Genomic DNA, 21,884 nt, shown 5'->3' with positions numbered 1-21,884 from the left:
GGAGCACACCATGACGACCGTCAGCACGCCCTACCACCGAGGTGAACGGGCCGCCCAGGCCAGGGCCGGCCTCACCGCGCGAGCCGACCACGCCGGGCGCGCCATCCGCGCCGGCATCCCGGCCGTCGCCGCCCGCTTCCTGACCGAGCGGCGCACCCTGGTCCTCGGCGCCGCCGACCGGGACGGCCGGATCTGGGCCACCCAGCTGGCCGGCCCGGCCGGCTTCCTGCAGGCCCCGGACGAACGGACGATGGCCGTCGCCGCGCACCCGGCCGAGGCCGACCCGCTGGCCGAGGCGCTGACCCGCCCGGCCCGGGTCGGCACCATCGCGCTGGACCCGGCCGGCCGCCGCCGGATGCGGCTCAACGGCCGCTCCCGGCCGGACGGGCGGGGCGGGCTGGCGGTCACCGCCGAGGAGGTGGTGTCCAACTGCCCGAAGTACATCCAGCGCCGCACCCCGCTGGACCGCCCGGCCGCCGGCCGGCCCCGCGCCGTCGCCGCCGGCCCGGTGCTGACCACCGCGCAGCGGCTGACGGCCGCCACCGCCGACACCTTCTTCATCGCCAGCACCGGCCCGGACGGCAGCGTCGACGCCTCGCACCGCGGCGGCCTGCCCGGCTTCCTCCAGGCCGTCGCCCCGGACCGGCTACGCTGGCCGGAGTACCCGGGCAACAGCATGTTCCTGACCCTCGGCAACCTCGAAGTGGACCCGCGCGCCGGCCTGCTGCTGCCCGACTGGGAGACCGGCGGGGCGCTGCTGGTCACCGGCGAGGCCCGCACCGACTGGTCCGAGGAGGCCCGCAGCGCCGCCCCGGGCGCCGAGCGGATGGTCGAGCTGGCCGTCACCGGCGTGGTCGAACTCGCCGACGCCACCCCGCTGACCTGGACCGAACCCGAGTACTCGCCGGCCAATCCGCGCTGATCACCCCTCACGTCCGGGCCGGCACTACCCGCTCCGCCGATCCCGCGCCACGCCCGGCAGCCAACTGGTCGTCACCCTTCCGGCTCAATCCGCCGCGCCGCGCTCCGCCCGCTTTGGGACCTTGGTCCCGGTAACACGCGGAGCCGGCCCGGGAAGGCCACTCCTGTCCCGCCGTCAGGCTGTGACCAGGAGGAACCGCAGGAAAGAGGCGGAGCATGACCCTGACCGACCTGTCCCCGCTGCCGGAGTTCGACGACGTCGAGCCGGACGAGGACTGCCCGTGCGGCGGCTGCGGCGCCCGCCGTCTGGCCCGGCTGCACGCCGCCCCCGTCCACGAGGGCGGGCACGCCGCGGCCCGCAGCCTGCGCCGCCGGGCCGCCGTGCTGGTGGCCGCGATCGGCACCGCGATAGCCGGTGGCGCCGCCGCCACCGGATCCGCCGCCGCGGCCCCCACCCCCGGCCCGGGCGGCAGCACCAGCAACGCCCAGCCCCCGGCGTCCCCGCAGGGCGACGTCAGCGGCCTGTACGGCCAGGACCCGGACGCCCGCGGCTTCGCCGCCCCGAACGGCGCCGCCGTCCCGGTCACCCGGGCGCAGATCATCCAGCGCGCGCAGAGCTGGGTCGACCAACGGGTGCCGTACAGCATGGGCCGCTACTGGTCGGACGGCTACCGCCAGGACTGCTCCGGCTTCGTCTCGATGGCCTGGGGCCTCGGCAGCAGCCAGACCACCTGGACCCTGCCCGACTTCGCCGAGCGGATCGGCCGGAACGACCTGCAGCCCGGCGACGTGCTGATCTACAACAACCCCGCCAACCCGCAGGCGGGCTCGCACGTCACGATCTTCGGCGGCTGGACGGACTCCTCCCGCACCCGCTACCTCGCCTACGAGCAGACCTCGCCCGGCACCAGGAAGCGCGACACCCCGTACGCGTACTGGAACAACTCCGCCGGCTACGTCCCGTACCGCTTCACCGGCCTGTCCGGCGGCAGCAGCGACGGCGGCGGCTCCGCGAACGCCTTCCCCGGCGCGGACAGGTTCGGCCCCGGCGCGAACAACGGCTACGTCACCAGGCTCGGCCAGATGCTGGTGCGGCGCGGCGGCGCCCGCTTCTACTCCGAGGGCCCCGGCCCGCGCTGGGGCGAGGCCGACCGGAGGGCGACCCAGGCCTTCCAGCTCGCCCAGGGCTGGCGCGGCGCCGAGGCGGACGGCCTGCCCGGCAAGGACACCTGGGCCTACCTGGTCGACGGCAAGGGCCGCGACATCGACGCCGGCACCCCGCTGCCTCCGCCGCCCCCGCCCACCACCGACGCCCCCGCCTTCCCCGGCCGGGACGCCTTCGGGCCCGGGCAGAGCAACGACTTCGTCCGGCAGCTCGGCGAGCAGCTGGTCCGCAGGGGCTACGGCGGCGCGTACCGCGTCGGCCCCGGCCCGCAGTGGAGCGAGAGCGACCGCCTCAACGTGCAGGCCTTCCAGCAGGCGCAGGGCTGGACGGACGCGGACGCCGACGGCTACCCGGGCCCGGAGACCTGGCGCAGGCTGTTCTCCTGACGGCCCGCCCGCCTCAGCGCCCGTCCACCTCAGCGCCCGTCCGGCCCCGGCCCGGTCGAGCGCCCCGCCATCCAGTGGAACAGCCCCATCCCGACGCTGGTCGCCAGGTTGAAGCTGGACACCCCCGGGCGCATCGGCACCGCGACCAGGCGGTCCGCCCGCGCCTTGAGCTCCGCCGAGACGCCGTGCCGCTCGGTGCCGAAGGCCAGCAGCGCGTCGTCCGGGAACGGCACGTCCCGGATGTCCGCGCCCTCCGGGTCCAGCACGTACAGCGGGCCGTCCGGCAGCTCCGGCAGCTCCAGCCGTTCGACGGCGGTGGCGAAGTGCAGGCCCGCGCTGCCGCGCAGCACGGTCGGGTGCCACGGGTCCAGTTCGCCGGTGGTCACCACCCCGGTCGCGCCGAAGCCCGCCGCCAGGCGGATCACCGCCCCGACGTTGCCCAGGTTCCGCGGGTTCTCCAGCAGCACCACCGGCGCCCGCCGCGGCCGGTGCGCCAGCGCCTCCCGGTTCGCGCCGGCGGACGGCCGCCGCACCTGCGCGATCACCCCGGTCGGGTGCAGCCGCGGCACCAGCGAGCGCAGCACCGGCTCCGGCAGTTCCACCGCCAGCGCGTCCAGCGCCGGCCCGACGTCCGCCGCCAGCTCCCCGGCCAGGGCCGCCAGCGCCGCCCGGTCCGCGGTCAGCACCCGGCGCACGTCCCCGCCGAAGCGCAGCGCGTGCTTCAGCGCGTGGAACCCGTCCAGCACCACCACCCCGGGCTCGCGCTCCGCCGCCCGCCAGGCCCGCTCCACCTCGTCGTCCATGGCGCTCACTCTCCCACCCCGCCGGTGCCCGGCTCGCCGGGGAGGCCGGCGGCGGCGATCACCTCGTCGAAGCCCAGCGGCGCGCCCACCGGGGCGTCCTGCGCGGCCAGCCCGGCCAGTGCGAGGTCCAGGTGCCGGTGCACCAGCGTGCCGTCCGCGTCGAGCGCGGCCAGCGCGCCCGGCAGCGGGCGGGAGACCCGGACGCAGAGCAGCACCAGGTCGCCCATCCCGACGTCGGCCCGCAGCCGCCCGGCGTCCCGGGCGGCGCGCAGCAGCTCCTCCACCGCGGTGACGGCGCCCCGGCGGACGGTCACCAGGTCCTCGTCCACCACCAGCCGGTCCAGCAGCACCACGATCGCCGCGCCCATCCGCAGGTCGGCGGCGGCGTGCACGAAGCGGCGCAGCGCCCGGTACGGATCGTCCTCGGCCCGCCGGGCCTCCTCGGCGGCCCCGGTGAGCCGGGCCAGCAGGTCGGTGACCAGCGCGCGGACCAGTGCCTCCCGGTCGGGGAAGCGCCGGTAGAGGGTGGCCGGGCCGACGCCGGCCCGGCGGACCACCGCGTCCAGCGGGGCGTCCGGGCCCCGTTCCAGGAACACCTCGCGGGCGGCGTCCAGGATCCTGCGCCGGCTGCGTTCCGCGTCGGCCCTCATCCACAGCTCCCTAACCGGAGAAAATCTCTCCTCCTATGTTAGCGTCAGCTCGGAAACGGAGAAAATCTCTCCGCCTATTCGTCCTCTTCGAGGAGCGACGCCATGACGACCAGCACCGCCCCGCTCACCGTCCGCACCGAGATCGGCGGCGCCCCGCAGCCCCGCGAAGCCGTCCTCGCCTGGGAGCTCGACCGCGCCCGCGCCGCCCTGCACCTGCTCAAGCAGCGCCTCGGCGACGACCGGACGCGCGAGCTGCTCGCCCCCGACACCGCCGCCGCCGACACCGCCCTGGCCGGCTGGGCCCGCGCCTCCGGGGGCCGCTGGCGCACCGCCGTCACCGAACTCACCGCCACCGGCATCGACGCCGACCGCTTCCTCACCTGGTGGCAGGGCCGCCTGCACGCCGGCGACCGCACCGCCCTGCTCGCCGCGAACCCCGAGCACTACCTGGCCGATTCCGGCGGCGACCGGGTCGAGATCATCGAGACCATCGGCGCCGGCCCGACCCGCTTCCTGCTCCGCTTCCACGACGACGTCCCCATCGCCGGCCCCGGCCATCAGGCCTTCCCGGTCCGCATCGGCGGCACCGGCACCCTCGCGGACGGCACCGAAGTCCTGCGCGTCATGCACGAGTTCGCCGACACCCCGGACGGCCTGCGGATCCGGCTCACCGTCCAGTTCCCGCAGGCCGCCCCCGAGCACCTCGCCACCGGCCACCAGTGGCACTTCGCCTGCGAGTTCACCCGCTGGCTGGAGGCCGCCGCGGCCTGACCCCACGCGGGCGCGCCGGCTCCGGCCGGCGCGCCCGCACCCCGTCACCCCGCCTTGGTGCTCCCCCGCAGCGCCCGCTCCAGGTCCCGCAGCGCCTGCCCGACCAGCCGCGTCCCCGCCCGCACCACGTCCCGCTCCACCCCCGGCGGCGACGCCGCCAGCCGTTCCTCCAGCCGCGCCTGCGCGTCCCGCACCGCCCCGAACTCCACCGGCCGCCCGGTGAGCAGCGCCCCCGCCGCCAGCGCGGTGGCGAGCCGCAGCTCCTCCGCGTACTCCGCCGTCCCGGGCACCGGCTCCGCGTCCGCCGCCGGCAGGTGCGCCTCCAGCAGCACCGCGACCCGCCCGAGGTGTCCGACCGCGGCCCGGGCCCGGTCGATCTGGCGCCTGGTCACCCCGGCGAGCCCGGTCTCGTGCCGGCCGGGTTCGGCGTCCGCCCGCTGGATCGCCTGCAGGAGTTCGGAGCGCGCCTCCCGCGAGTCGAGCAGCGCGGACCGCACGATCCGCCCGCGCGGCCGGTCGGGCGTCTCGTAACAGGCGACCACGGCGGCCGCGTACCGCCCGGCGCCGGCCAGCCACTCGGCGAGCCGTTCGCCGAGCCGGGCGGTCTGCCAGGTGGGGAACAGCGCGTACGTCAGCAGGGCCACGGATCCGCCGAGCAGCGTCAGCCCGACCCGTTCGAAGGCGGTGGCCAGCGGGTCCCCGGACTGCAGCCCGAGCAGGAACACCACGTACGAGGAGATCCCGACGGTCATCAGCGCGTACCCGGTCTTCAGCGTCAGGTACGCCCCGCCGATGCACAGCACCGCGAGCGCGGCGAGCACCCACGGCCCGGGGTGGGCGAGCTGCACGACCAGCGTGGAGGCGGCGACGCCGACGACCGTCCCGGCGAGCCGGGCGACGCCGCGGCTGTAGGTCTGGGCGAAGTCGGGCCGCATCACCATGGCGGCGGTGAGCGGCGCCCAGTAGCCGTGGTGGAAGCCGGCCAGCCGGGCGAGCAGGTAGGCCACGGTGACGACCCCGGCGAGCCGCACGGCGTGCTGGAAGATCGCCGAGCGCGGCCGCAGCTGGCGCCGGACGGCCCGCAGCGCGACGGGCAGCATCCGGGAGAGCGGGGGCTTGCGCAGGGCCCCGCCAGCGCCGACCACCGGGGTGCTGATGGTGTCCTCGTCGCCGCGGTCGAGCGCGTCCGCGGCCTTGCGCAGCAGTCCGCCGAGCCGCCGGGCGGAGCGCCGGGCGGCGCCCTGCAGCCGCGGCCCGCCGTCCGCGCCGACCACGGTGAGCGAGGGCGCGGAGCGGGGCAGCCGGAGCGGGTCGCCGGTGCGGACGGCCCGGGCGAGGGCGTCCATCACCTCGGCGGCGGCCGCCAGCACCTCCCGGGCCCGGTCGCGTTCGGGGCCCTCCTCGGGGGCGCCGACCTTGGGGTCCGCGAGCGCCGCGAGAGTGGGGCGGATGCGTTCGGCGATACCGCGCAGGCCGCGCAGTTCGGGCGGCCGGTGGCGGTCCTGCCAGGGCGTGAGGGCGGCCGCGTGCCGGGCGGTCATGAACGGCGCCGGGTCCACATGCGCGGTCGGGTCCTGCCGCAACCGCCGCGCGTAGTCCGCGAGTTCGGCGTAGGTGTCGGCAAGGGCCGCCCGCTGGGCGGTCCAACTGCCGATCGGCCACAGAGTGATGACGACGGCCTGGCTGACGCCGCCGAGGGCGGCGACGAGTCCGTGGCCGAGCGCGGCCGCGGCGCTCACCGGGAGTTGGACGACGACCAGCATCACCGAGACGGTGTTGGCGGCGACCACCCCGGCGGTCGGCCCGATCGCCCAGGCGAGTCCGGCGCCGAAGGCCCAGACCGCGAGCAGCGCCGGGAACAGCCCGTACACGCCGGCGGCCAGGTAGCCGAGGAAGGTGCTGGTGCCGAGTCCGAGCCCGGCCGCGACGGCGAGGCTGGCCCGGGGCCGGAAGCTGCGCTGGAAGGTGGCCGTCCCGGCGATGAAGGCGCCCATCGCCGCGGAGGTGGCGAGTGCGGGCCCGCCGAGCGCCAGCGTGGGGAACAGCACCAGCGCGACGGCCACCGCGCCGCGCAGCGCCCGCTTGGGGTCGGTGAGCGCCCGGTCGAGGGTGAGCCCGGTCCGCGCGGTGTCACGAAGTGCGGCGAACCAGGACATAGCGCCATCCTAGGGCGCGGCATCCCCGGCGGAACGCCACCACCGCAGCCGGTCCGCCCGGGCGGCCAGCCAGAGCAGCACGCCGGTCGGCAGGAACACCGAGTCCGCCGCGATCATCGCGAGCGAGAACACCGGCAGTCCGAGCACCACCGCGATCCCCAGGTGCTCGACCATCATCAGCGCCAGCAGCGCGTTCTTGACCCGCCGGTTGAGCAGCGTGAACGGGAAGGCGACCTGCAGGATCACCGTCCCGTACGAGATCAGGAACACCGGCAGCAGCGCCGAGCCGACCAGCCCGGACAGCCAGGGCCAGGGGGCGAAGTAGTCGAGGTGCAGCGGGTAGTACAGCGCGGTGCCGTCCTGCCAGCGCGAGCCCTGCACCTTGTACCAGCCGGCCGTGGCGTAGATAAGCACCACTTCGGCGGCGATCACCGCCATCGCGCAGTTGTGCGCCATGTTCGCCAGCGCGTCGAGCACCGCCCGGGTCTCGCCGTCCGGCCGCAGCCGCCCGAGCGCCCACCACAGCCCGGCCACCGCCCACAGCCCCCAGAACAGCGGCGACCACCCGACGTACGGGAAGGCCGCCGTCGTCCAGGTCAGCGAGTCGCCCGCGAAGCCGCCGAACTGACCGGCCGCCAGCACCGCCCCGAGGACGGCCCACAGCACCACCCCGCCCCGGCCCGCCGGACGCCTCACGTCCAGCGCCCAGACCTGCGAGCAGCGGGTGAAGACCAGGTAGACCGCCATCAGGTGGACGACGTTGTCGCCGCCGTCGCCGAGGAACACGTCGCGGTTCTGCAGCGACAGCACGGTGACCAGGAACAGCACCGTGCTCGCCCTGGTCCGCCAGCCCAGCAGCACCGCGAGGGCGGCCAACACCGCCAGGTGGTAGACGAGTTCGAACCAGAGCCGGCCGCCGAACCAGGGCAGCACGGTGAACGCCCCGTTCTCGGCGAGCAGCCGCTCGGCCAGCTGCATCGACCAGGGGGAGAGGTCGCCGTACAGCACCCGGCGGTGCGGCCACTCACGCAGCAGGTACGCGAGCCAGACCAGCCCGAAGCCGATCCGCACCGCCGCGGCCTGGTGCGGGCCGAGGGCCCGGCCGGTGAACGCCGCGAGCGCCTGCCAGACCGCCCGGCCGGCCCGCGCCCGGACCCCCGGCACGGCGGGCACGGCCGGCACCGGCGGCACAGGCGCCGCGGCCGGCGGGACGGGCCCGGCGACGGCGGGCGGCCCGCCCTGGTGCGGGACGGCGTCCAGTGGCCGGTGTTCCGGCGCGGTCCGGGCTCCCGGCTCGCTCACGCCAGCCCCCGGTAGTCCTCGTCGGCGACCGGCCACCACGGCAGCTCCCGCACCTTCGGCGCGGGCGGCTCGGCCTCGCCGCTCCAGGCGGGCGGCGCGACGGTGGTCGCGGTCATCCGGAACTCGATCTCCAGCACCCGTTCGCCGTCCACCTCACGGCCGATCCGCTGCAGCGCGATCCGCTTGAGGTACTGCTCGGCGAGCCTGCCCCGGGTACCGGTCGCCCGTTCGTCCTGCGGGTCGTGCGAGCCGTCGTAGAAGTCCCAGGCGCGGCGCAGCAGGTTCTGGTCGACGTGGCTGGGCGCCGGGTTGCCCCGGATCGCGGCGAGGTCCTGCGCGGTCAGTCCGGTCCAGTCGCGGGTGCGGGTGGACCCGCCGGCCGCGGCGGTGCGCACCCGGGCGTCGACGGTGAGGTTCTGCTGCAGCGGGTTGGGCGCGAACAGCTTCCAGTTCTGCTCGAACTCCGGGTAGACCACGCCGTCGATCTGCTCCCGGTACTGCCGGGAGAGCGTGTTGGCGGGCGCGACGTGCAGGAACACGGCGGCGAGGAACAGCCCGGTGCCGGCCGTCAGCACGGCGGCGGCCAGGCCCAGCACCAGCTGCGCGGGCGCCGACCAGGCCCGGTCCCGGGCCGGACGGTCCGTCGCCGGCCGGCCCGTCGTCTCGGTCATCCCCTCCCCCCGGCCGAGTACTACAGGACGAAGGCCGGCTGCCCGGTGCTGCTCACCATCGGACGGCCCGCACCCTCCCAGGCGTACATCCCGCCGTCGACGTTCACGGCCTCCCGGCCCTGCTGCACCAGGTACTGGACGACCTGCGCGGAGCGGCCGCCGACCCGGCAGAGCACGTACAGCTTCTCGTCCGGCAGCTCGCCGATCCGGGCGACGACCTGGCCGATCGGGATGTGCAGCGCGCCCTCGACGTGGCCGGCGTCCCACTCGTCCTGCTCGCGCACGTCCAGCAGGGCGGCGTCGGCGGGCACGGCGGCGGCGTCGGTGGCGGGGATCTGCGCGAACATCGTCTGGTTCTCCTGGGTCTCGGTCGACTCGGTGCCATTGTCGCCCACGGCGGCCGCGCCGCCGGACGGGCCACCGGAGGGGCCGAGCAGCCGCTCCAGCTCGGCCTGCCGCTCGGCGGCCTTGGCCAGCAGTTCCTCGGCGAGCTGTTCCAGCAGCCCGTCCGGGTCCTGCGGGGCGAGGGCGAGCAGCTGGCCCATCGGGGTCTGCTCCAGCCGGACCTGCTCGGTGGCGGTCTCGGTGATCTTGGCGGTGAGCCACTCCAGCCGGCGGCGCAGCCAGTCGAGCCGGTCGGGGGAGTCGACGGCGGGCGCGGCCTCGGGCGCGGTGGACCACTCGGCGGCCAGGCCGGCCAGCGCGGCGGCGTCGCCGTACGCGTAGGCCTCGTTGACCCGGGCCAGGAAGGCCGCCCGGCGCTGCTGCTCGCCCGGGTCGGTGGTGAGGTCGGGGTGGGCGCGGCGGACGAGGTCGCGGTAGATCCGCTGGGCGTCCTTGCCGGGGCGGACCCGGGCGGGCGCGGCGGGCGGCGGCGGTACGGCGTCGGTGTCCTGCCCGGACTTCTCCCGCACCTCCTGCACGGAGTCGAACAGCGCGTCCAGGTCCGGCAGTTCCTCGACCTGCCGGCGCGCCTCGGCGGCCCGCCGGTGGTCCTCGGGCAGGCCGGTGCGGGCCGCGACGGCCTCGGCGACGAGCGCGTCCAGCTCGTCCAGCCGGGCGTAGAGCGGGCCGAGCAGCTGGTGGTGGATCAACGCGAAGTTGTCGATCTCGACGCGCAGCGTCTGCACGTCCACGTCCATGCTCAGCCAGGCGAGTTCGGCGGCGGCGACCCGCTCCTCCAGCTCCGACTGCTCCGGATCCGTCCAGCGGGCGGGGCTCTGCGCGCTCACTTCTCGCCTCTGTCTCGTCCGGCCGGCTGCGTCCTGCCGGGCGCCCGCTCGGGCGGCCCGGCCTGTCACCCTACCCTCGCGCGAGGCGACGCCGTCCGGGTGAACCCGGGGTGCACACCGGCGCGCGCGGGGCGACACGCAACCGATACTGACGAATCTCTCCGTTTCGGTGTCGAGCCCGGCCCCGTCCGTGCTTCGCTGGTATCCGCACAGCGTGCCTTCCTCCGGAGTGACGGGCCGCCTCCAGGCGTGGCGGCCAGGCGGGAGCAGACCGAATCCATGGTGGCCGAGTCCAACTCCACACCGCGTCCGGCGGGCGCCGAGACCGTGCCGGGTGACCACCCGACCGGCGTGGCCGCCCTGGTCCGGCTCGCCCTCGTCCTGGTCGACCGGTCCGGTCGGATCACCCAGTGGAGTCGGACCGCCGAGGAGCTGTTCGGGCACCGCGCCGAGGTCGTCCACGACCGCCCGGCCGCCGGCCTGCTGCCCGCCGCCGAACCGTCCGCCGCCCCCGGGCACCCCGCCGGCCGCCGCCGCGGCGACGCGCTGGACGCGCTGGCGGCGCTGACCGCCCATGGCGGACCCTGGGCCGGCCGGATCCCGGTCGTCGACCGCGAGGAGCACCTGCGCGACGTGCTCTGGTGGGCCTACCCGCTGCCGGAGGCGTCCGGCGGGCTGCTCGCCCTCGCCGCCGACGCCCGGCCGCTGCGCACCGCCGGCCCGCGGCTGGCGCTCGGCGAGCGGCTGCTGCCGTTCACCGCCACCCCGCCGGCCCGGGGCGGCTTCCACCGGCTCACCGCCGTCCTCACCGCGCCCCGCGGCACGACGGTGCCCGAACAGTTCGCCCGGCTGCTGCCGCCCGCCCCCGCCGGGCGCCGGGCGCTGCTGCTCGACGTGCTGGACGGCGCCGGCCTGCCCGCGCTGCGACTGGACGCCGCCACCGTGCTGCCGGTACTGCCCGCCGAAGCCCAGGGCGGCACCGGGCACGCGGCCACCGCGATCGGCCGCCGCTACCCGACGCCGCAGCAGCGCGCCGCCCGGGTCGGCCCGCCGGCCCAGCCCGAGCCCTCGGCCGGCCGCCGTCCGCCCGGCTCGCTGCCCGCCCAGCGCCCCGCCGCCGAACCACCCGCCGCACCGGCCAGCGCGCCGGCCAACGGTCCAGACGCCCGAGGAGGAGCCGCCATCGAGCCGGCCGCCGCCACCCCGTCCGCCAACGGCCACCCGGCCGTCCCCGCACCCTCGAACCCGGCGGCCCAGGCGGCCCGGGCGGTCCCGGCCGCCCCCGCGTGCCCGGAGAACCCGCCGACCGGCCGGCTCGTCCCGTTCCTCACCAACGGGCAGGCCGGCGAGCAGCTGGCCCTGCTGAACGAGGTCGGCGGCAAGGTCGGCACCACCCTGGACCTCGGCTTCACCGCCCGCGAGCTCTGCCAGGTGCTCGTCCCCCGGGTCGCCGACTTCGCCTGCGTGGACCTGGTGGACGGGCTGATCTCGGACTCCGAACTGCCGGTCGCCCGCCCGGACGACGACACGATGCTGCGTCGGGTCGCCCTGGTCTGCAACGAGACCGGCGGCGTCTGGGACCACGTGCTCGCCGAGGGCTCGCTGGTCAGCATGCCCCGGCACACCCCGCCCGGGATGGCCCTGCAGCTGAACCAGCCGGTACTGGTCCCGGTGGTCAGCGCGGACGTCGCGGTGGACTACGCGATCGCGCTCGGCGGCGCCCGGCTGGCCCCGGTGGTCTCCGGCCGCTCGATGCTGGTCGTCCCGCTGTCCGCCCGGGGCACCGTGCTGGGCATCCTCAAGCTGCTCCGGCTGCCCGACCGCGGCCCGTTCGACGAGAGCGACGCCGCCACCCTCAAGGAGCTGGCCGTCCGGGCCGCGCTGTCGCTGGACAACGCCCGGCTCCACCGCGCCGAGGCCCGGGTCGCCACCACCCTGCAGCGCTCGATGATCCCGACCCGCCCGCCGCAGATCCCCGGCGTGCAGATCGCCCACCGCTACCTGCCCGGCGATCCGAAGGCCGAGGTCGGCGGCGACTGGTTCGACGCGATCCAGCTGCCCGGCAGCCGGGTCGCCCTGGTGGTCGGCGACGTGATGGGCCACGGCCTGCACTCGGCCGCCGCGATGGGCCGCTTCCGCACCGCCATGCAGACCCTGGCCGCCCTGGACCTCCCGCCCGGCCAGTTGCTGCGCCACCTGGACAACCTGGCCCACAAGCTCGGCGACGACCACCTCGCCACCTGCCTGTACGCGGTCTACGACCCGATCAACCGGACCTGCGAACTGGCCAGCGCCGGCCACGTCCCGCCGGTGCTGGTGCACCCGGACGGCAGCGGCGAACTGCTGGAGATCCCGGCCGGCGCGCCGATCGGCGTCGGCGGGGTGCCGTTCGTCGCCAAGACCATCGACGTCTCGGACGGCTCGATGCTGGTGCTGTGCACGGACGGCCTGGTGGAGGTCCGGGGCGGGGACATAGGAGCCGGCCTGGCGGCGCTGTGCGGAAACCTGATCGACCCCCGGCAGAGCCCCGAGCAGGCCTGCGACGTGGTGCTGAAGCGGCTGCACTCGGACGACCGCAAGGACGACGTCGCCCTGCTGGTGGCCCGCTTCGACGGGGTCGCCCCGTCCGAGGTCGCCACCTGGGACCTGGTCGTGGACCACCGCGAGGTCCGCCGCGCCCGCTCGCTGGTCCGCGAGCAGCTGGCCGCCTGGCACCTGGAGGCGCTCAGCGACACCACCGAGCTGCTGGTCAGCGAGCTGGTCACGAACGCCGTCCGGGTGGCCCGGGACCGCGTCCAGCTCCAGCTGATCCGGGTGGACAAGCTGCTGGTCGAGGTCAGTGACGACAACCACAACCTGCCCTCGCTGGAGCCGGCCGAGCAGCTCGGCGAGACCGGCCGCGGCCTCACCCTGGTCACCAAGCTCGCCGAACGCTGGGGCACCGCCCGCAAGGCGGTGGGAAAGGTCGTCTGGTTCGAGCTCCCCCTCCCGCACGCCTGACGGCCGGGTGCGGACAGCGTCCGACACCCGGCCGACAGCGCAGCGACAGGCTCTCTCAGGGGATGACGGCCCCGGCCGGGCGGCGCGCCTCGGTGACCTCCCGGGAGGCGACGGCGGCCACCGAGGTGGCCGCGCCGACCCCGGCCAGCACCCGCGGCCAGAAGTCCCCGAAGACCTCCACCGAGACGGCGATCAGCAGCGCGGTGATCACCGCGACGACGTGCTCCAGACCGGCCAGGTTCGGCAGCATGACCGCCTCGCCGACCATCAGCACCACCACCAGGCCGGCGGTGAACCAGGCCCGGCAGCGGAACGCGATGCAGATCGCCAGCGCCACCACCGCCGCGGACGGCCCGGTGTCCCGCACATAGGCGACCCACTTCGGGAAGCCGAACAGGTGGCCCGGCCCGACCGCCACCCCGACCCGGGCGAACAGCGTGCCCGCCAGGGTGCAGGCGTAGGCGACCACCAGGGTCATCCGCCGGCCGAGCACGATCTCCGCGATCGCGAAGACGACGAACACCTGGGCCAGCGCCCCCCAGACCGGAAGGTCCAGCGCCGGCACGTACAGCGACAGCGGCGTCCGCAGCAGGGAGACGTCCAGCGGCAGGGCCGCCTTCACCACCCCGATGTGGTTCACGAAGCGCTCACCGCCCGGCAGATGCTGGACGATGCTGAACAGCAGGATCAGAAACGTCGCCGCGGTCGCCAGCGGCACGGCGGCGAACTTCTTGCGCACCACGCCGTCCCGGACCGCCACGAACAACGTTCCCCACTCGGCGACAGCGGCCGACCTGGCGTACACCAGCGGCCCCTTTCGCACGCCCCCCGCGTGGGTCCTGTCCATCACAACCGTTTCTCTCGAAGTCCCCGAATTTTCTCGGCTATCCCAACATTAGAAGCCCGTTAACAAATCCACATCGGCTCGGAAGGGGATCGACGTCATCCTCTGGGGGGAGGGCCTCCTCCCGGCCGCACCCCCATCCGGCCGAGGAATGCCCCCCTCCGGCCGGTCCCCCGGGCCCCCGCACGCCTCCCGAGGCCCCCTCCGCCCCCCGGCGGAGGGCTACCCCTTCCCGTCCCGTGCCGCCACCGGGACCCGGGGCGCCACCACGGCGGCCCCCGCGTGCCGGCGACGGAACAGGGCGGGCAGGCTCGGCGCGACGATGAAGCCCTCGGCCCGCGCGCTCGCGATGCCGATCCGCGGGATCTCGCTGCTCTTCTCGAACAGCAGGTAGCGCGGTTCCCAGATCGGCCGGTACTTGGCGTTCGCGCGGTACAGCGACTCGATCTGCCACCAGCGCGAGAAGAAGCCCAGGATCGAGCGCCACAGCCGCAGCACCGGCCCGGCGCCGAGCCGCGAACCGCGCTCGAAGACCGAGCGGAACATCGCGAAGTTCAGCGACACCCGCTTCAGCCCCACCGCGTCGGCGCCCTGCAGCATTTCGATGACCATGAATTCCATCAGGCCGTTCTCGGTGTCCCGGGCCCGGCGCATCAGGTCCAGCGAGAGCCCGTCCGGGCCCCACGGGACGAAGCTCAGCAGCGCCTTCAGCTCACCGTCGCCGTCGTGGCACTCCAGCATCACGCAGCGGCCGTCGCCCGGGTCGCCGAGCCGGCCCAGCGCCATCGAGAAGCCGCGTTCGGTCGCCCCGTCGCGCCACTCGTCGGCCTTCGCCACCAGCTGCTCCATCTCCGCCTCGGAGATGTCCTCGTGGCGGCGGATCCGCACCGTGTACCCGGCCCGCTTGACCCGGTTGTACGCCTGGCGGACCACCCGCATCGCCCGGCCGTCCAGCGAGAACTCGTCCAGCTCGACGATCGCCTCGTCGCCCAGCTCCAGCGCGTCCAGCCCGTGCCGGGCGTAGATCACCCCGGCCTCCTCGGAGGCCCCCATCACGGCCGGCGCCCAGGCGTGCTCGCGGGCCTCGGACAGCCAGGCGTCGATCGCGCCCGGCCAGGCCTCCGGGTCGCCGATCGGGTCGCCCGAGGCGAGCGACACCCCGCCGATCACCCGGTAGGTGACCGCGGCCTTGCCGCTGGGGGAGAAGATCACCGCCTTGTCCCGGCGCAGCGCGAAGTAGCCGAGCGAGTCCCGGTCGCCCTGCTTGTCCAGCAGCGCCCGCAGCTTCCCCTCGTCCTCGGCGGTCAGCAGCTCCTTGCCGCGCGGGCTGCGGAACGCCACGTACAGCACCAGCAGGAAGAGCACCGCGCCCATCGCGTTGATCGCCGCGTCCACCCAGGTCGGCGCGGAGATCACCGAGCGCAGGTGCTGGCTCGGCGTGATGGTGATCATCCGGCCGACCGAGTACCGGAAGAGGTCCCAGAAGCCCGCGCCGCCCAGCTCGTTCGTCGCCCAGACCAGCAGCGCGCCGACGCCGCCGCCGAACGCCAGCCCGCCGACGAAGGTGGCCGCCGCGGTCTTCGGGTTGGAGCGGTCGCCCTTGGAGGTGAACTCCTTGCGCCCGATCCACAGCGACAGCACGAACAGGCAGGTCAGCACCGTCGAGATGTAGTTGAGCGGGTGGTGGTTGAACCGCTCCCCGGGCACCACCATGGCGAGCAGGTACAGCACCGCGAACAGGCCGCCGAGCGCCGCGTTGAAGATCCACGCGGCCCGCTTGCGGCGCCGCATCGCGACCGCGAGGAAGATCGACAGGACGGCGCTGGCCAGGCCGGAGGTCATCAGGTACGGGGTGAAGTACTCACCCTCGTTGTGCTCGCTGACCTGCTCGCGGAACGGCGCCAGCAGCACCGTCGCGATGTTCAGAAGCGCCAGCAGCCGGAGGTACCAGACGCAGGCCGACGCGGCCCGCGGGCTCCAGCGGTCGAGTGCACCGCGCTGCCGGGGCTCCTGGGGCGGCGCGGACGGCTCCGACTTCACAGTGGACGACACAGCTCAATTCCAAACGATCAGGTGGTGGGGCGCATCCGCACACGGCCCGGCTCCGGGCGCCCGCACGGGCCCGGCGGTCTGACCGGCCGCCCGCGCAGACCGCCCACGGGGAGCAGGCCGACGAAAGGCAGCCAATTCCATGGTTCCGCACCGAACCTGAGAATTACGTGAACCGGGTAGCGGATTCCCACCCCCGCCGAACGGCGGGGGTGGCACCCCGCCACGCGTTCGGCGCACCACCCCCGCTACCCCTACCCTCGGAACGACCCACGCGGACCGCCCCGGCCGGCCGCCCGAACCGAGGAGGCACCATCACCACCACGCGCGTGCTGATCGTCGACGACGAGATCCTGGTCCGCTCCGGCCTCGGCCTGATCGTGGGCTCCGCCCCCGACCTCGAAGTGGTCGGCGACTGCTCCGGCGGCCAGGCCGAGGAGCACGTCCAGCGGCTGCGCCCGCACGTGGTGCTGCTCGACATCCGGATGCCGGACCTCGACGGCATCTCGGTGCTGCGCCGGGTGCGCGCCCTGCCCGACCCGCCCGCGGTGGCGATGCTGACCACCTTCGACACCGACGAGTACATCGGCACCGCCCTGCGTGCCGGCGCCTCCGGCTTCCTGCTGAAGGACACCGCCCCCGAGCAGCTGGTGCACGCCGTCCGGGTGCTCGCGGCCGGCGGCAACATCCTGTCCCCGACCGTCACCCGCACCGTGATCGGCGGCTACGTGGACGGCGGCGGCCCGGACGCCGAGGCCACCGCGCTGGCCCGCACCCTCACCGGCCGGGAGCTGGACGTGCTGGCGCTGCTCGGCGAGGGCCTGTCCAACGCCGAGATCGCCGACCGGCTCTTCCTCGGCACCGGGACGGTCAAGGACCACATCAGCGCGATCCTCGGCAAGCTGGGCGCCGCCAACCGGGTCCAGGCGGCCGTGCTCGCGCACCGGGCCGGACTGGTCCGGCCGAAGCCCGGCGACGGGGCATGACGGCCGCGGACCAGCTCCCCTCCCGCCGGCTTCCGGCCTGGTGCACCTCGACCTGGCTGATGCTGACGCTGCCGGTCCTGTACTCCCTGCTGGACGCCGCCCTGGTGGCCCGGGACGCCACCTGGTGGCAGCTCGCGCTCTCCACCCTGGCGGCCGTCGCCCTGCTGTTCCGGCGCCGCTTCCCGGTCACCGTGCTGCTGCTCACCATGCCCGGCAGCTGGGTGGAGGACATCTGGCTGGCCCCGATCACCGCCGTCTACACGGTGGCCGGCGAACGGCCCAGCCCCCGGGTGCTGTTCCCCTGCGGCGCCCTCTTCACCGCGGTCGAGTACTTCCACTGGCCGCTGCCCGACCAGCTCTTCGACCTGAGCCGCGCCGCCGCGCTGGACGCCATCCAGGCCGTCATGCTGGCCGCCGGCCCGGCCGCCACCGGCCTGCTCTCCCGCACCCGCCGCGAGCTGGCCGCCCGGCTGGACGAGCTGACCCGCGGCCAGGAGCGGGAGAGCCGGCTGCTCGCCGAGCGGGTGCTGATCAGCGAGCGCGGCCGGCTCGCCCGCGAGATGCACGACGTGGTCTCGCACCAGGTCAGCCTGATCAGCATCCAGGCCGGCGCGCTGCAGGTCAGTACCGCCGACCCGGCGGCCGCCTCCACCGCCCGCACCATCCGCGAGCTGTCCGTGCGCACCCTCGACGAGCTGCGCCAGATGGTCGGGGTGCTGCGCGGCACCGGCGGCCCGCTCCAGGACGCCCCGCTCGCCCCGCAGCCCCGGCTGGCCGACCTGCCCCGGCTGATCGAGGAGAGCGGGCTGGCCGCCGACGCCGAGCTGAACCCCGGCGACCGCCCGTGGCCGGAGGCGGTCGAGCGGGCCGCCTACCGGACCGTCCAGGAGGCGCTCACCAACATCACCAAGTACGCCCCGGAGGCGGTGGTGCACGTGAAGGTGCGGGCGAAGGGCCGCCGGCTGCGGGTCGAGGTCCGCAACGAGGCGCCCCCGGTGCACCCCGCCGAGACCCTGCCGGGCGGCGGCCACGGCCTGGTCGGCCTGCGCGAGCGCGCCCAGCTGCTGGGCGGCACCCTCACCGCCGGCCCGACCCAGGACGGCGGCTTCGAGGTCCGCGCCGAACTCCCGGCCACCAGCTCCTGACCCACCGCCCGGAAAAGGCCCGGCGGAGCCGGGCCGCGAAGGGCGGGAAAGGGCGGGGCGGGACGACAAAAAAGCCCCGCAGATCCGAAGATCTGCGGGGCTTCGCTGTGCGCGAGGGGGGAGTTGAACCCCCACGCCCTTTCGGGCACTGGAACCTGAATCCAGCGCGTCTGCCTATTCCGCCACCCGCGCATGGGTGTTGTCTTCATTACCGACCGATCCGCGGATCCGCTCGGTACCATGTGGCCTTCGCGTTTCCCCGGTCCGGCTCCCCTTCCGGGCGGCCCTTCCGACGTGGAAAACAGTAGCACGGCCCGGGGGCCGACTCCGAATCCGTATTCCGGCGGAACGGACCGCACCCGAACGGATGCACGACGAACGCGCGCGCGAAGGGTGGGCGCCCGCTCCGGCGGGCACACCTGGCGTGCCGGGCCGGACATGCGTCACCCTGTGTGTCCGAGCCCACCCCCGGGCACCACACGGTCCGGGAACCGTACGGAAGGGCCCGGCGTGGATACGATCAGTACGGAAGTACCGCAAGTAGGCGTGACCGGATCCCCCGCGGGAGCCGGTCGGCAGGCAGGCGCACGGACCCTGGAAGGGGGTGCCCCATGGGGATGCTGAAGAAGTTCGAGCAGCGGCTGGAGGGTCTCGTCAACGGCACCTTCGCCAAGGTGTTCAAATCCGAGGTCCAGCCCGTGGAGATCGCCGGGGCGCTGCAGCGCGAGTGCGACAACAACGCGAGCATCTGGAACCGCGACCGCACCGTCGTGCCGAACGACTTCATCGTCGAGCTCAGCCCGCACGACCACGAGCGGCTCAGCCCGTACTCCGGGCAGCTCGGCACCGAGCTGGCCGGGATGGTCCGCGAGTACGCGGAGGCCCAGCGGTACTCCTTCATGGGCCCGCTCCAGGTGAACCTGGAGAAGGCCGACGACCTCGACACCGGCCTGTACCGGGTGCGCAGCCGCACCCTCGCCGCCGAGGAGCCCCAGCAGTACGCCCCGCCGCAGGCGCCGCAGCCCGGCTACGACCGCCCGCCGGCCGCCCCGGCCCCCGGCGCACCGTGGCAGCAGCAGGGCGCCGGCCAGTACGGCACGCCCCCGCCGCCCGCCGCGCCCCCCGCGATGCCCCCGGCCCCGCCGACGCCGCCGGCGCCGCCCGCGGGCGGCAACGTCCGGGCCTTCCCCGGCGCCGGCCACGGCACCTCCGTCCGCCGCTGGATCGAGGTGAACGGCGCCCGGCACCAGATCTCCGGCTCGGCCTGCGTGCTCGGCCGCTCGACCGAGGCGGACGTGCGGATCGACGACCCCGGGGTCTCCCGCAAGCACGCCGAGATCCGCCCCGGCACCCCTTCGATGGTGCTCGACCTGGGTTCCACCAACGGCATCGTGGTGGACGGACAGCACACCCAGCGCGCTACGCTCCGCGACGGCTCCCGCATCGTCGTGGGTTCCACCACCATCGTCTACCGGCAGGTCGAAGGGTAGTGTCCGAGTTGTTCGCGCGCCTCGCTCCCGGACTGACGGGACGGCCATGTCAGAGCTGACCCTCACGGTCATGCGGCTGGGCTTCCTGGCCGTGCTGTGGCTGTTCGTGATCGTCGCGATCCAGGTGATCCGCAGCGACCTCTTCGGCACCAAGGTGAACCCCAGGCCCGCCCGCCGCGGCCGGGACACCGGCACGCCCGCACCAGCCGCCGCCCCCGCGCCCGCGCGCGGCCCCCAGCCCCCGGCCGGCGGCCAGCCGCAGGGCGGCGGCCGACGCCGCGGCGGCCCCACCCAGCTGGTCGTGGTCGCCGGTTCGCTGGCCGGCACCACCGTCGCGCTGCAGGGCCAGACCATCACGCTCGGCCGCGCGCACGACTCCACCATCGTGCTGGACGACGACTACGCGTCCTCCCGGCATGCCAGGATCTACCAGGATCAGACTGGGCAGTGGACGGTCGAGGATCTAGGCTCCACCAACGGCACCTATCTGGACCGGCAGCGCCTGACCGCGCCGACCCCGCTCCAGCCGGGCACGCCGATCCGTATCGGCAGGACCGTCATCGAACTGCGGAAGTAGTAGCGCATGAGGGCAAGCATCCCGTCCATGACCCAGAGGGGGGCACAGGTCGCATGACCCTGGTGCTGCGCTTCGCCGCCGGCTCCCACAAGGGACTGATCCGGGAGGGGAACGAGGACTCCGGCTACGCCGGGCCGCGGCTGCTGGCCGTGGCCGACGGCATGGGCGGCGCCGCGGCCGGCGAGGTCGCGTCCTCCGAGGTGCTCGGCTCGATCGTCCGCCTGGACGAGGACGTGCCGGGCGCCGACCTGCTGACCCTGCTGGGCGACGCCGTCCAGGGCGCCAACGACCGCCTCCGGCAGATGGTCGAGGAGGACCCCCAGCTGGAGGGCATGGGCTGCACGCTCACCGCCATGCTGTGGACGGGCCAGCGGATGGGCCTGGTGCACGTCGGCGACTCCCGCGCCTACCTGCTGCGCGACGGTTCGCTGGCGCAGATCACCCAGGACCACACCTGGGTGCAGCGCCTGGTCGACGAGGGCCGGATCACGCCCGAGGAGGCCGAGACCCACCCGCAGCGCTCGCTGCTGATGCGCGCCCTGGACGGCCGCGGCCAGGTCGAGCCCGACCTGTCGATCCGCGAGGTCCGGGCCGGCGACCGCTACCTGATCTGCTCGGACGGCCTGTCCGGCCCGGTCAGCCACCAGACCCTCCAGGACACCCTGGGCAGCTACTACTCGCCCGAGCAGACCGTGCAGGAGCTGATCCAGCTCGCGCTGCGCGGCGGCGGCCCGGACAACATCACCTGCATCGTCGCGGACGTCATCGACGTCGGCGCCACCGACACCATGAGCGGCCAGTTCAACGACGTCCCGGTGGTGGTCGGCGCGGTGGCCGACACCCCGCCCTCCTCGGCCGCCACCGACCGCTCGATCGCCGACACCCCGGCCGGCCGCGCGGCCGGCCTCGGCCGCAGCCCGCAGGGCGCCTTCGGCCCCGCGGAGGGCTACGACGGCGGCTACGGCGCCCCGCAGGGCGACTTCGGGCCCGCCGCGGGCTACGAGGGCGAGTACGGCGAGCAGGACCCGGCCGAGCCGTCGGTGTACGGCACCGAGGAGTTCGACGAGGAGCCCCCGCCGAAGCGCAAGCGCCGCGGCCTGACCGTCTCGCTGGCCGTCCTGGTCACCCTCGGCCTGCTCGGCGGCGCCGGGTACTTCGGCTACCAGTGGACCCAGGACCAGTACTACATCGGCGAGGAGGGCGACCACGTCGCGCTCTACCAGGGCATCAACCAGAACCTGGCCGGCCTGAACCTGTCCTCGGTGCACGAGTCGTACGGCGACATCAAGCTCTCCTGGCTGCCGCAGGACCAGCGCAGCCACGTGAGCAACACCATCTCCTTCGGCAGCCTGGACGACGCCAGGAACACCGTCCAGGAGCTCAAGGGCTGGGTCCAGCTCTGCGAGAAGGCGTCCAAGCTGCCGGCGCAGGGCCAGGCCGCCCCGAACCAGACCCCGCAGGGCCAGCCCACCCCGGGCGCCCAGACGGCACAGGGCACCGCGACGCAGGCCGCCCACGCCTCGTTCGTGACCGCCACGCCCCCGTCCGGCGAGAACAAGTCCCGCACCCCCTCGGCCGCCCCCAACCCGGGCGCCTCCGCCACGGGCACCCCGGCGCCGAGCACGGCCCCGCCGGCCACCAGTGCGCCGGCCGAGGCCCAGCCGCAGCCGCAGCAGCAGCAGCCGCAACTGAGCGACGACGACCTGAACCGGGCCAAGGCCTGTCCGAAGCCGTGA

General features: G+C 75.1%; 17 protein-coding genes and 1 tRNA gene. 9 read left to right on the top strand and 9 right to left on the bottom strand.

Going from position 1 to position 21,884, the window contains the following annotated elements; all coding sequences use genetic code 11:
• Positions 1-10: 10 nt before the first annotated feature.
• Together ACPC54_RS04395 and ACPC54_RS04390 are read left to right on the top strand one after the other, a co-directional pair.
• Positions 11-922 (top strand): pyridoxamine 5'-phosphate oxidase family protein, encoded by a 912-nt coding sequence (locus ACPC54_RS04395; protein WP_498961045.1) that lies wholly within the window; start codon positions 11-13, stop codon positions 920-922.
• Positions 923-1,137: 215 nt separating this feature from the next.
• Positions 1,138-2,472: a peptidoglycan-binding protein gene (locus ACPC54_RS04390; protein ID WP_498961043.1), complete on the top strand. Its 1,335-nt coding sequence runs from the start codon at positions 1,138-1,140 to the stop codon at positions 2,470-2,472.
• Between the two features lie 29 nt (positions 2,473-2,501).
• Here the strand turns inward: ACPC54_RS04390 and ACPC54_RS04385 are convergent, their stop codons facing one another.
• Both ACPC54_RS04385 and ACPC54_RS04380 read right to left on the bottom strand, forming a co-directional pair.
• Complete coding sequence (locus tag ACPC54_RS04385) at positions 2,502-3,275, bottom strand: TrmH family RNA methyltransferase (protein ID WP_498961040.1); 774 nt, start codon at positions 3,273-3,275, stop codon at positions 2,502-2,504.
• Between the two features lie 5 nt (positions 3,276-3,280).
• On the bottom strand, positions 3,281-3,925 hold the full coding sequence (locus ACPC54_RS04380; RefSeq protein WP_498961039.1) for a TetR family transcriptional regulator: 645 nt from the start codon (positions 3,923-3,925) through the stop codon (positions 3,281-3,283).
• Between the two features lie 102 nt (positions 3,926-4,027).
• Here ACPC54_RS04380 and ACPC54_RS04375 point away from each other — a divergent pair, with 102 nt between their 5' ends.
• Positions 4,028-4,696, top strand: coding sequence for a hypothetical protein (locus ACPC54_RS04375; RefSeq protein WP_498961037.1), 669 nt, complete (start codon positions 4,028-4,030; stop codon positions 4,694-4,696).
• Positions 4,697-4,740: 44 nt separating this feature from the next.
• Here ACPC54_RS04375 and ACPC54_RS04370 read toward each other — a convergent pair whose 3' ends face one another.
• The 4 genes from ACPC54_RS04370 to ACPC54_RS04355 are packed head-to-tail and all read right to left on the bottom strand — an operon-like array spanning position 4,741 to position 10,057.
• Positions 4,741-6,852, bottom strand: coding sequence for an FUSC family protein (locus ACPC54_RS04370; protein WP_498961035.1), 2,112 nt, complete (start codon positions 6,850-6,852; stop codon positions 4,741-4,743).
• Between the two features lie 9 nt (positions 6,853-6,861).
• Complete coding sequence (locus ACPC54_RS04365; RefSeq protein ID WP_498961033.1) at positions 6,862-8,154, bottom strand: HTTM domain-containing protein; 1,293 nt, start codon at positions 8,152-8,154, stop codon at positions 6,862-6,864.
• Positions 8,151-8,825 (bottom strand): DUF5819 family protein, encoded by a 675-nt coding sequence (locus tag ACPC54_RS04360; RefSeq protein WP_498961031.1) that lies wholly within the window; start codon positions 8,823-8,825, stop codon positions 8,151-8,153. The genes ACPC54_RS04365 and ACPC54_RS04360 overlap by 4 nt, the downstream gene beginning before the upstream one ends.
• Positions 8,826-8,845: 20 nt before the next feature.
• The gene (locus ACPC54_RS04355; RefSeq protein ID WP_498961029.1) at positions 8,846-10,057 is read right to left on the bottom strand and encodes a rhodanese-like domain-containing protein; all 1,212 of its coding nucleotides are present in this window, start codon (positions 10,055-10,057) and stop codon (positions 8,846-8,848) included.
• A 249-nt stretch (positions 10,058-10,306) separates the two neighbouring features.
• On the opposite strand from ACPC54_RS04355, the gene ACPC54_RS04350 reads away from it, so the two are divergent.
• Entirely contained in the window at positions 10,307-13,057 is a 2,751-nt protein-coding gene (locus tag ACPC54_RS04350; RefSeq protein WP_498961027.1) for a SpoIIE family protein phosphatase, read from the top strand.
• Between the two features lie 55 nt (positions 13,058-13,112).
• On the opposite strand, the gene ACPC54_RS04345 is transcribed toward ACPC54_RS04350, so the two are convergent.
• Both ACPC54_RS04345 and ACPC54_RS04340 read right to left on the bottom strand, forming a co-directional pair.
• Positions 13,113-13,862, bottom strand: coding sequence for a hypothetical protein (locus ACPC54_RS04345; protein WP_498961025.1), 750 nt, complete (start codon positions 13,860-13,862; stop codon positions 13,113-13,115).
• A gap of 261 nt (positions 13,863-14,123) precedes the next feature.
• Positions 14,124-15,953 (bottom strand): phosphatidylglycerol lysyltransferase domain-containing protein, encoded by a 1,830-nt coding sequence (locus ACPC54_RS04340; RefSeq protein WP_498961023.1) that lies wholly within the window; start codon positions 15,951-15,953, stop codon positions 14,124-14,126.
• A gap of 329 nt (positions 15,954-16,282) precedes the next feature.
• On the opposite strand from ACPC54_RS04340, the gene ACPC54_RS04335 reads away from it, so the two are divergent.
• On the top strand, positions 16,283-16,936 hold the full coding sequence (locus ACPC54_RS04335) for a response regulator (protein WP_498961555.1): 654 nt from the start codon (positions 16,283-16,285) through the stop codon (positions 16,934-16,936).
• Positions 16,933-18,081: a sensor histidine kinase gene (locus ACPC54_RS04330; protein ID WP_498961021.1), complete on the top strand. Its 1,149-nt coding sequence runs from the start codon at positions 16,933-16,935 to the stop codon at positions 18,079-18,081. The genes ACPC54_RS04335 and ACPC54_RS04330 overlap by 4 nt, the downstream gene beginning before the upstream one ends.
• A 108-nt stretch (positions 18,082-18,189) precedes the next feature.
• On the opposite strand, the gene ACPC54_RS04325 is transcribed toward ACPC54_RS04330, so the two are convergent.
• Positions 18,190-18,273 (bottom strand) — tRNA-Leu (locus tag ACPC54_RS04325).
• 419 nt (positions 18,274-18,692) lie between these two features.
• On the opposite strand from ACPC54_RS04325, the gene ACPC54_RS04320 reads away from it, so the two are divergent.
• The 3 genes from ACPC54_RS04320 to ACPC54_RS04310 are packed head-to-tail and all read left to right on the top strand — an operon-like array spanning position 18,693 to position 21,884.
• Positions 18,693-19,571: an FHA domain-containing protein gene (locus tag ACPC54_RS04320; RefSeq protein ID WP_498961019.1), complete on the top strand. Its 879-nt coding sequence runs from the start codon at positions 18,693-18,695 to the stop codon at positions 19,569-19,571.
• A gap of 46 nt (positions 19,572-19,617) precedes the next feature.
• The gene (locus tag ACPC54_RS04315; protein WP_498961017.1) at positions 19,618-20,148 is read left to right on the top strand and encodes an FHA domain-containing protein FhaB/FipA; all 531 of its coding nucleotides are present in this window, start codon (positions 19,618-19,620) and stop codon (positions 20,146-20,148) included.
• A 53-nt stretch (positions 20,149-20,201) separates the two neighbouring features.
• Entirely contained in the window at positions 20,202-21,884 is a 1,683-nt protein-coding gene (locus ACPC54_RS04310; protein ID WP_498961015.1) for a PP2C family protein-serine/threonine phosphatase, read from the top strand.

Source organism: Kitasatospora sp. NPDC094028, from assembly GCF_049543595.1.
Lineage (GTDB): Bacteria > Actinomycetota > Actinomycetes > Streptomycetales > Streptomycetaceae > Kitasatospora.
This window is presented reverse-complemented; position numbering and strand designations above follow the sequence as displayed.

Coding starts and splice junctions, on each gene's coding strand:
- ACPC54_RS04370 (WP_498961035.1), bottom strand. CDS start 6,852: ATGTCCTGGTTCGCCGCACTTCGTGACACCGCGCGGACCGGGCTCACC.
- ACPC54_RS04315 (WP_498961017.1), top strand. CDS start 19,618: ATGTCAGAGCTGACCCTCACGGTCATGCGGCTGGGCTTCCTGGCCGTG.
- ACPC54_RS04310 (WP_498961015.1), top strand. CDS start 20,202: ATGACCCTGGTGCTGCGCTTCGCCGCCGGCTCCCACAAGGGACTGATC.
- ACPC54_RS04320 (WP_498961019.1), top strand. CDS start 18,693: ATGGGGATGCTGAAGAAGTTCGAGCAGCGGCTGGAGGGTCTCGTCAAC.
- ACPC54_RS04385 (WP_498961040.1), bottom strand. CDS start 3,275: ATGGACGACGAGGTGGAGCGGGCCTGGCGGGCGGCGGAGCGCGAGCCC.
- ACPC54_RS04360 (WP_498961031.1), bottom strand. CDS start 8,825: ATGACCGAGACGACGGGCCGGCCGGCGACGGACCGTCCGGCCCGGGAC.
- ACPC54_RS04375 (WP_498961037.1), top strand. CDS start 4,028: ATGACGACCAGCACCGCCCCGCTCACCGTCCGCACCGAGATCGGCGGC.
- ACPC54_RS04380 (WP_498961039.1), bottom strand. CDS start 3,925: ATGAGGGCCGACGCGGAACGCAGCCGGCGCAGGATCCTGGACGCCGCC.
- ACPC54_RS04390 (WP_498961043.1), top strand. CDS start 1,138: ATGACCCTGACCGACCTGTCCCCGCTGCCGGAGTTCGACGACGTCGAG.
- ACPC54_RS04330 (WP_498961021.1), top strand. CDS start 16,933: ATGACGGCCGCGGACCAGCTCCCCTCCCGCCGGCTTCCGGCCTGGTGC.
- ACPC54_RS04395 (WP_498961045.1), top strand. CDS start 11: ATGACGACCGTCAGCACGCCCTACCACCGAGGTGAACGGGCCGCCCAG.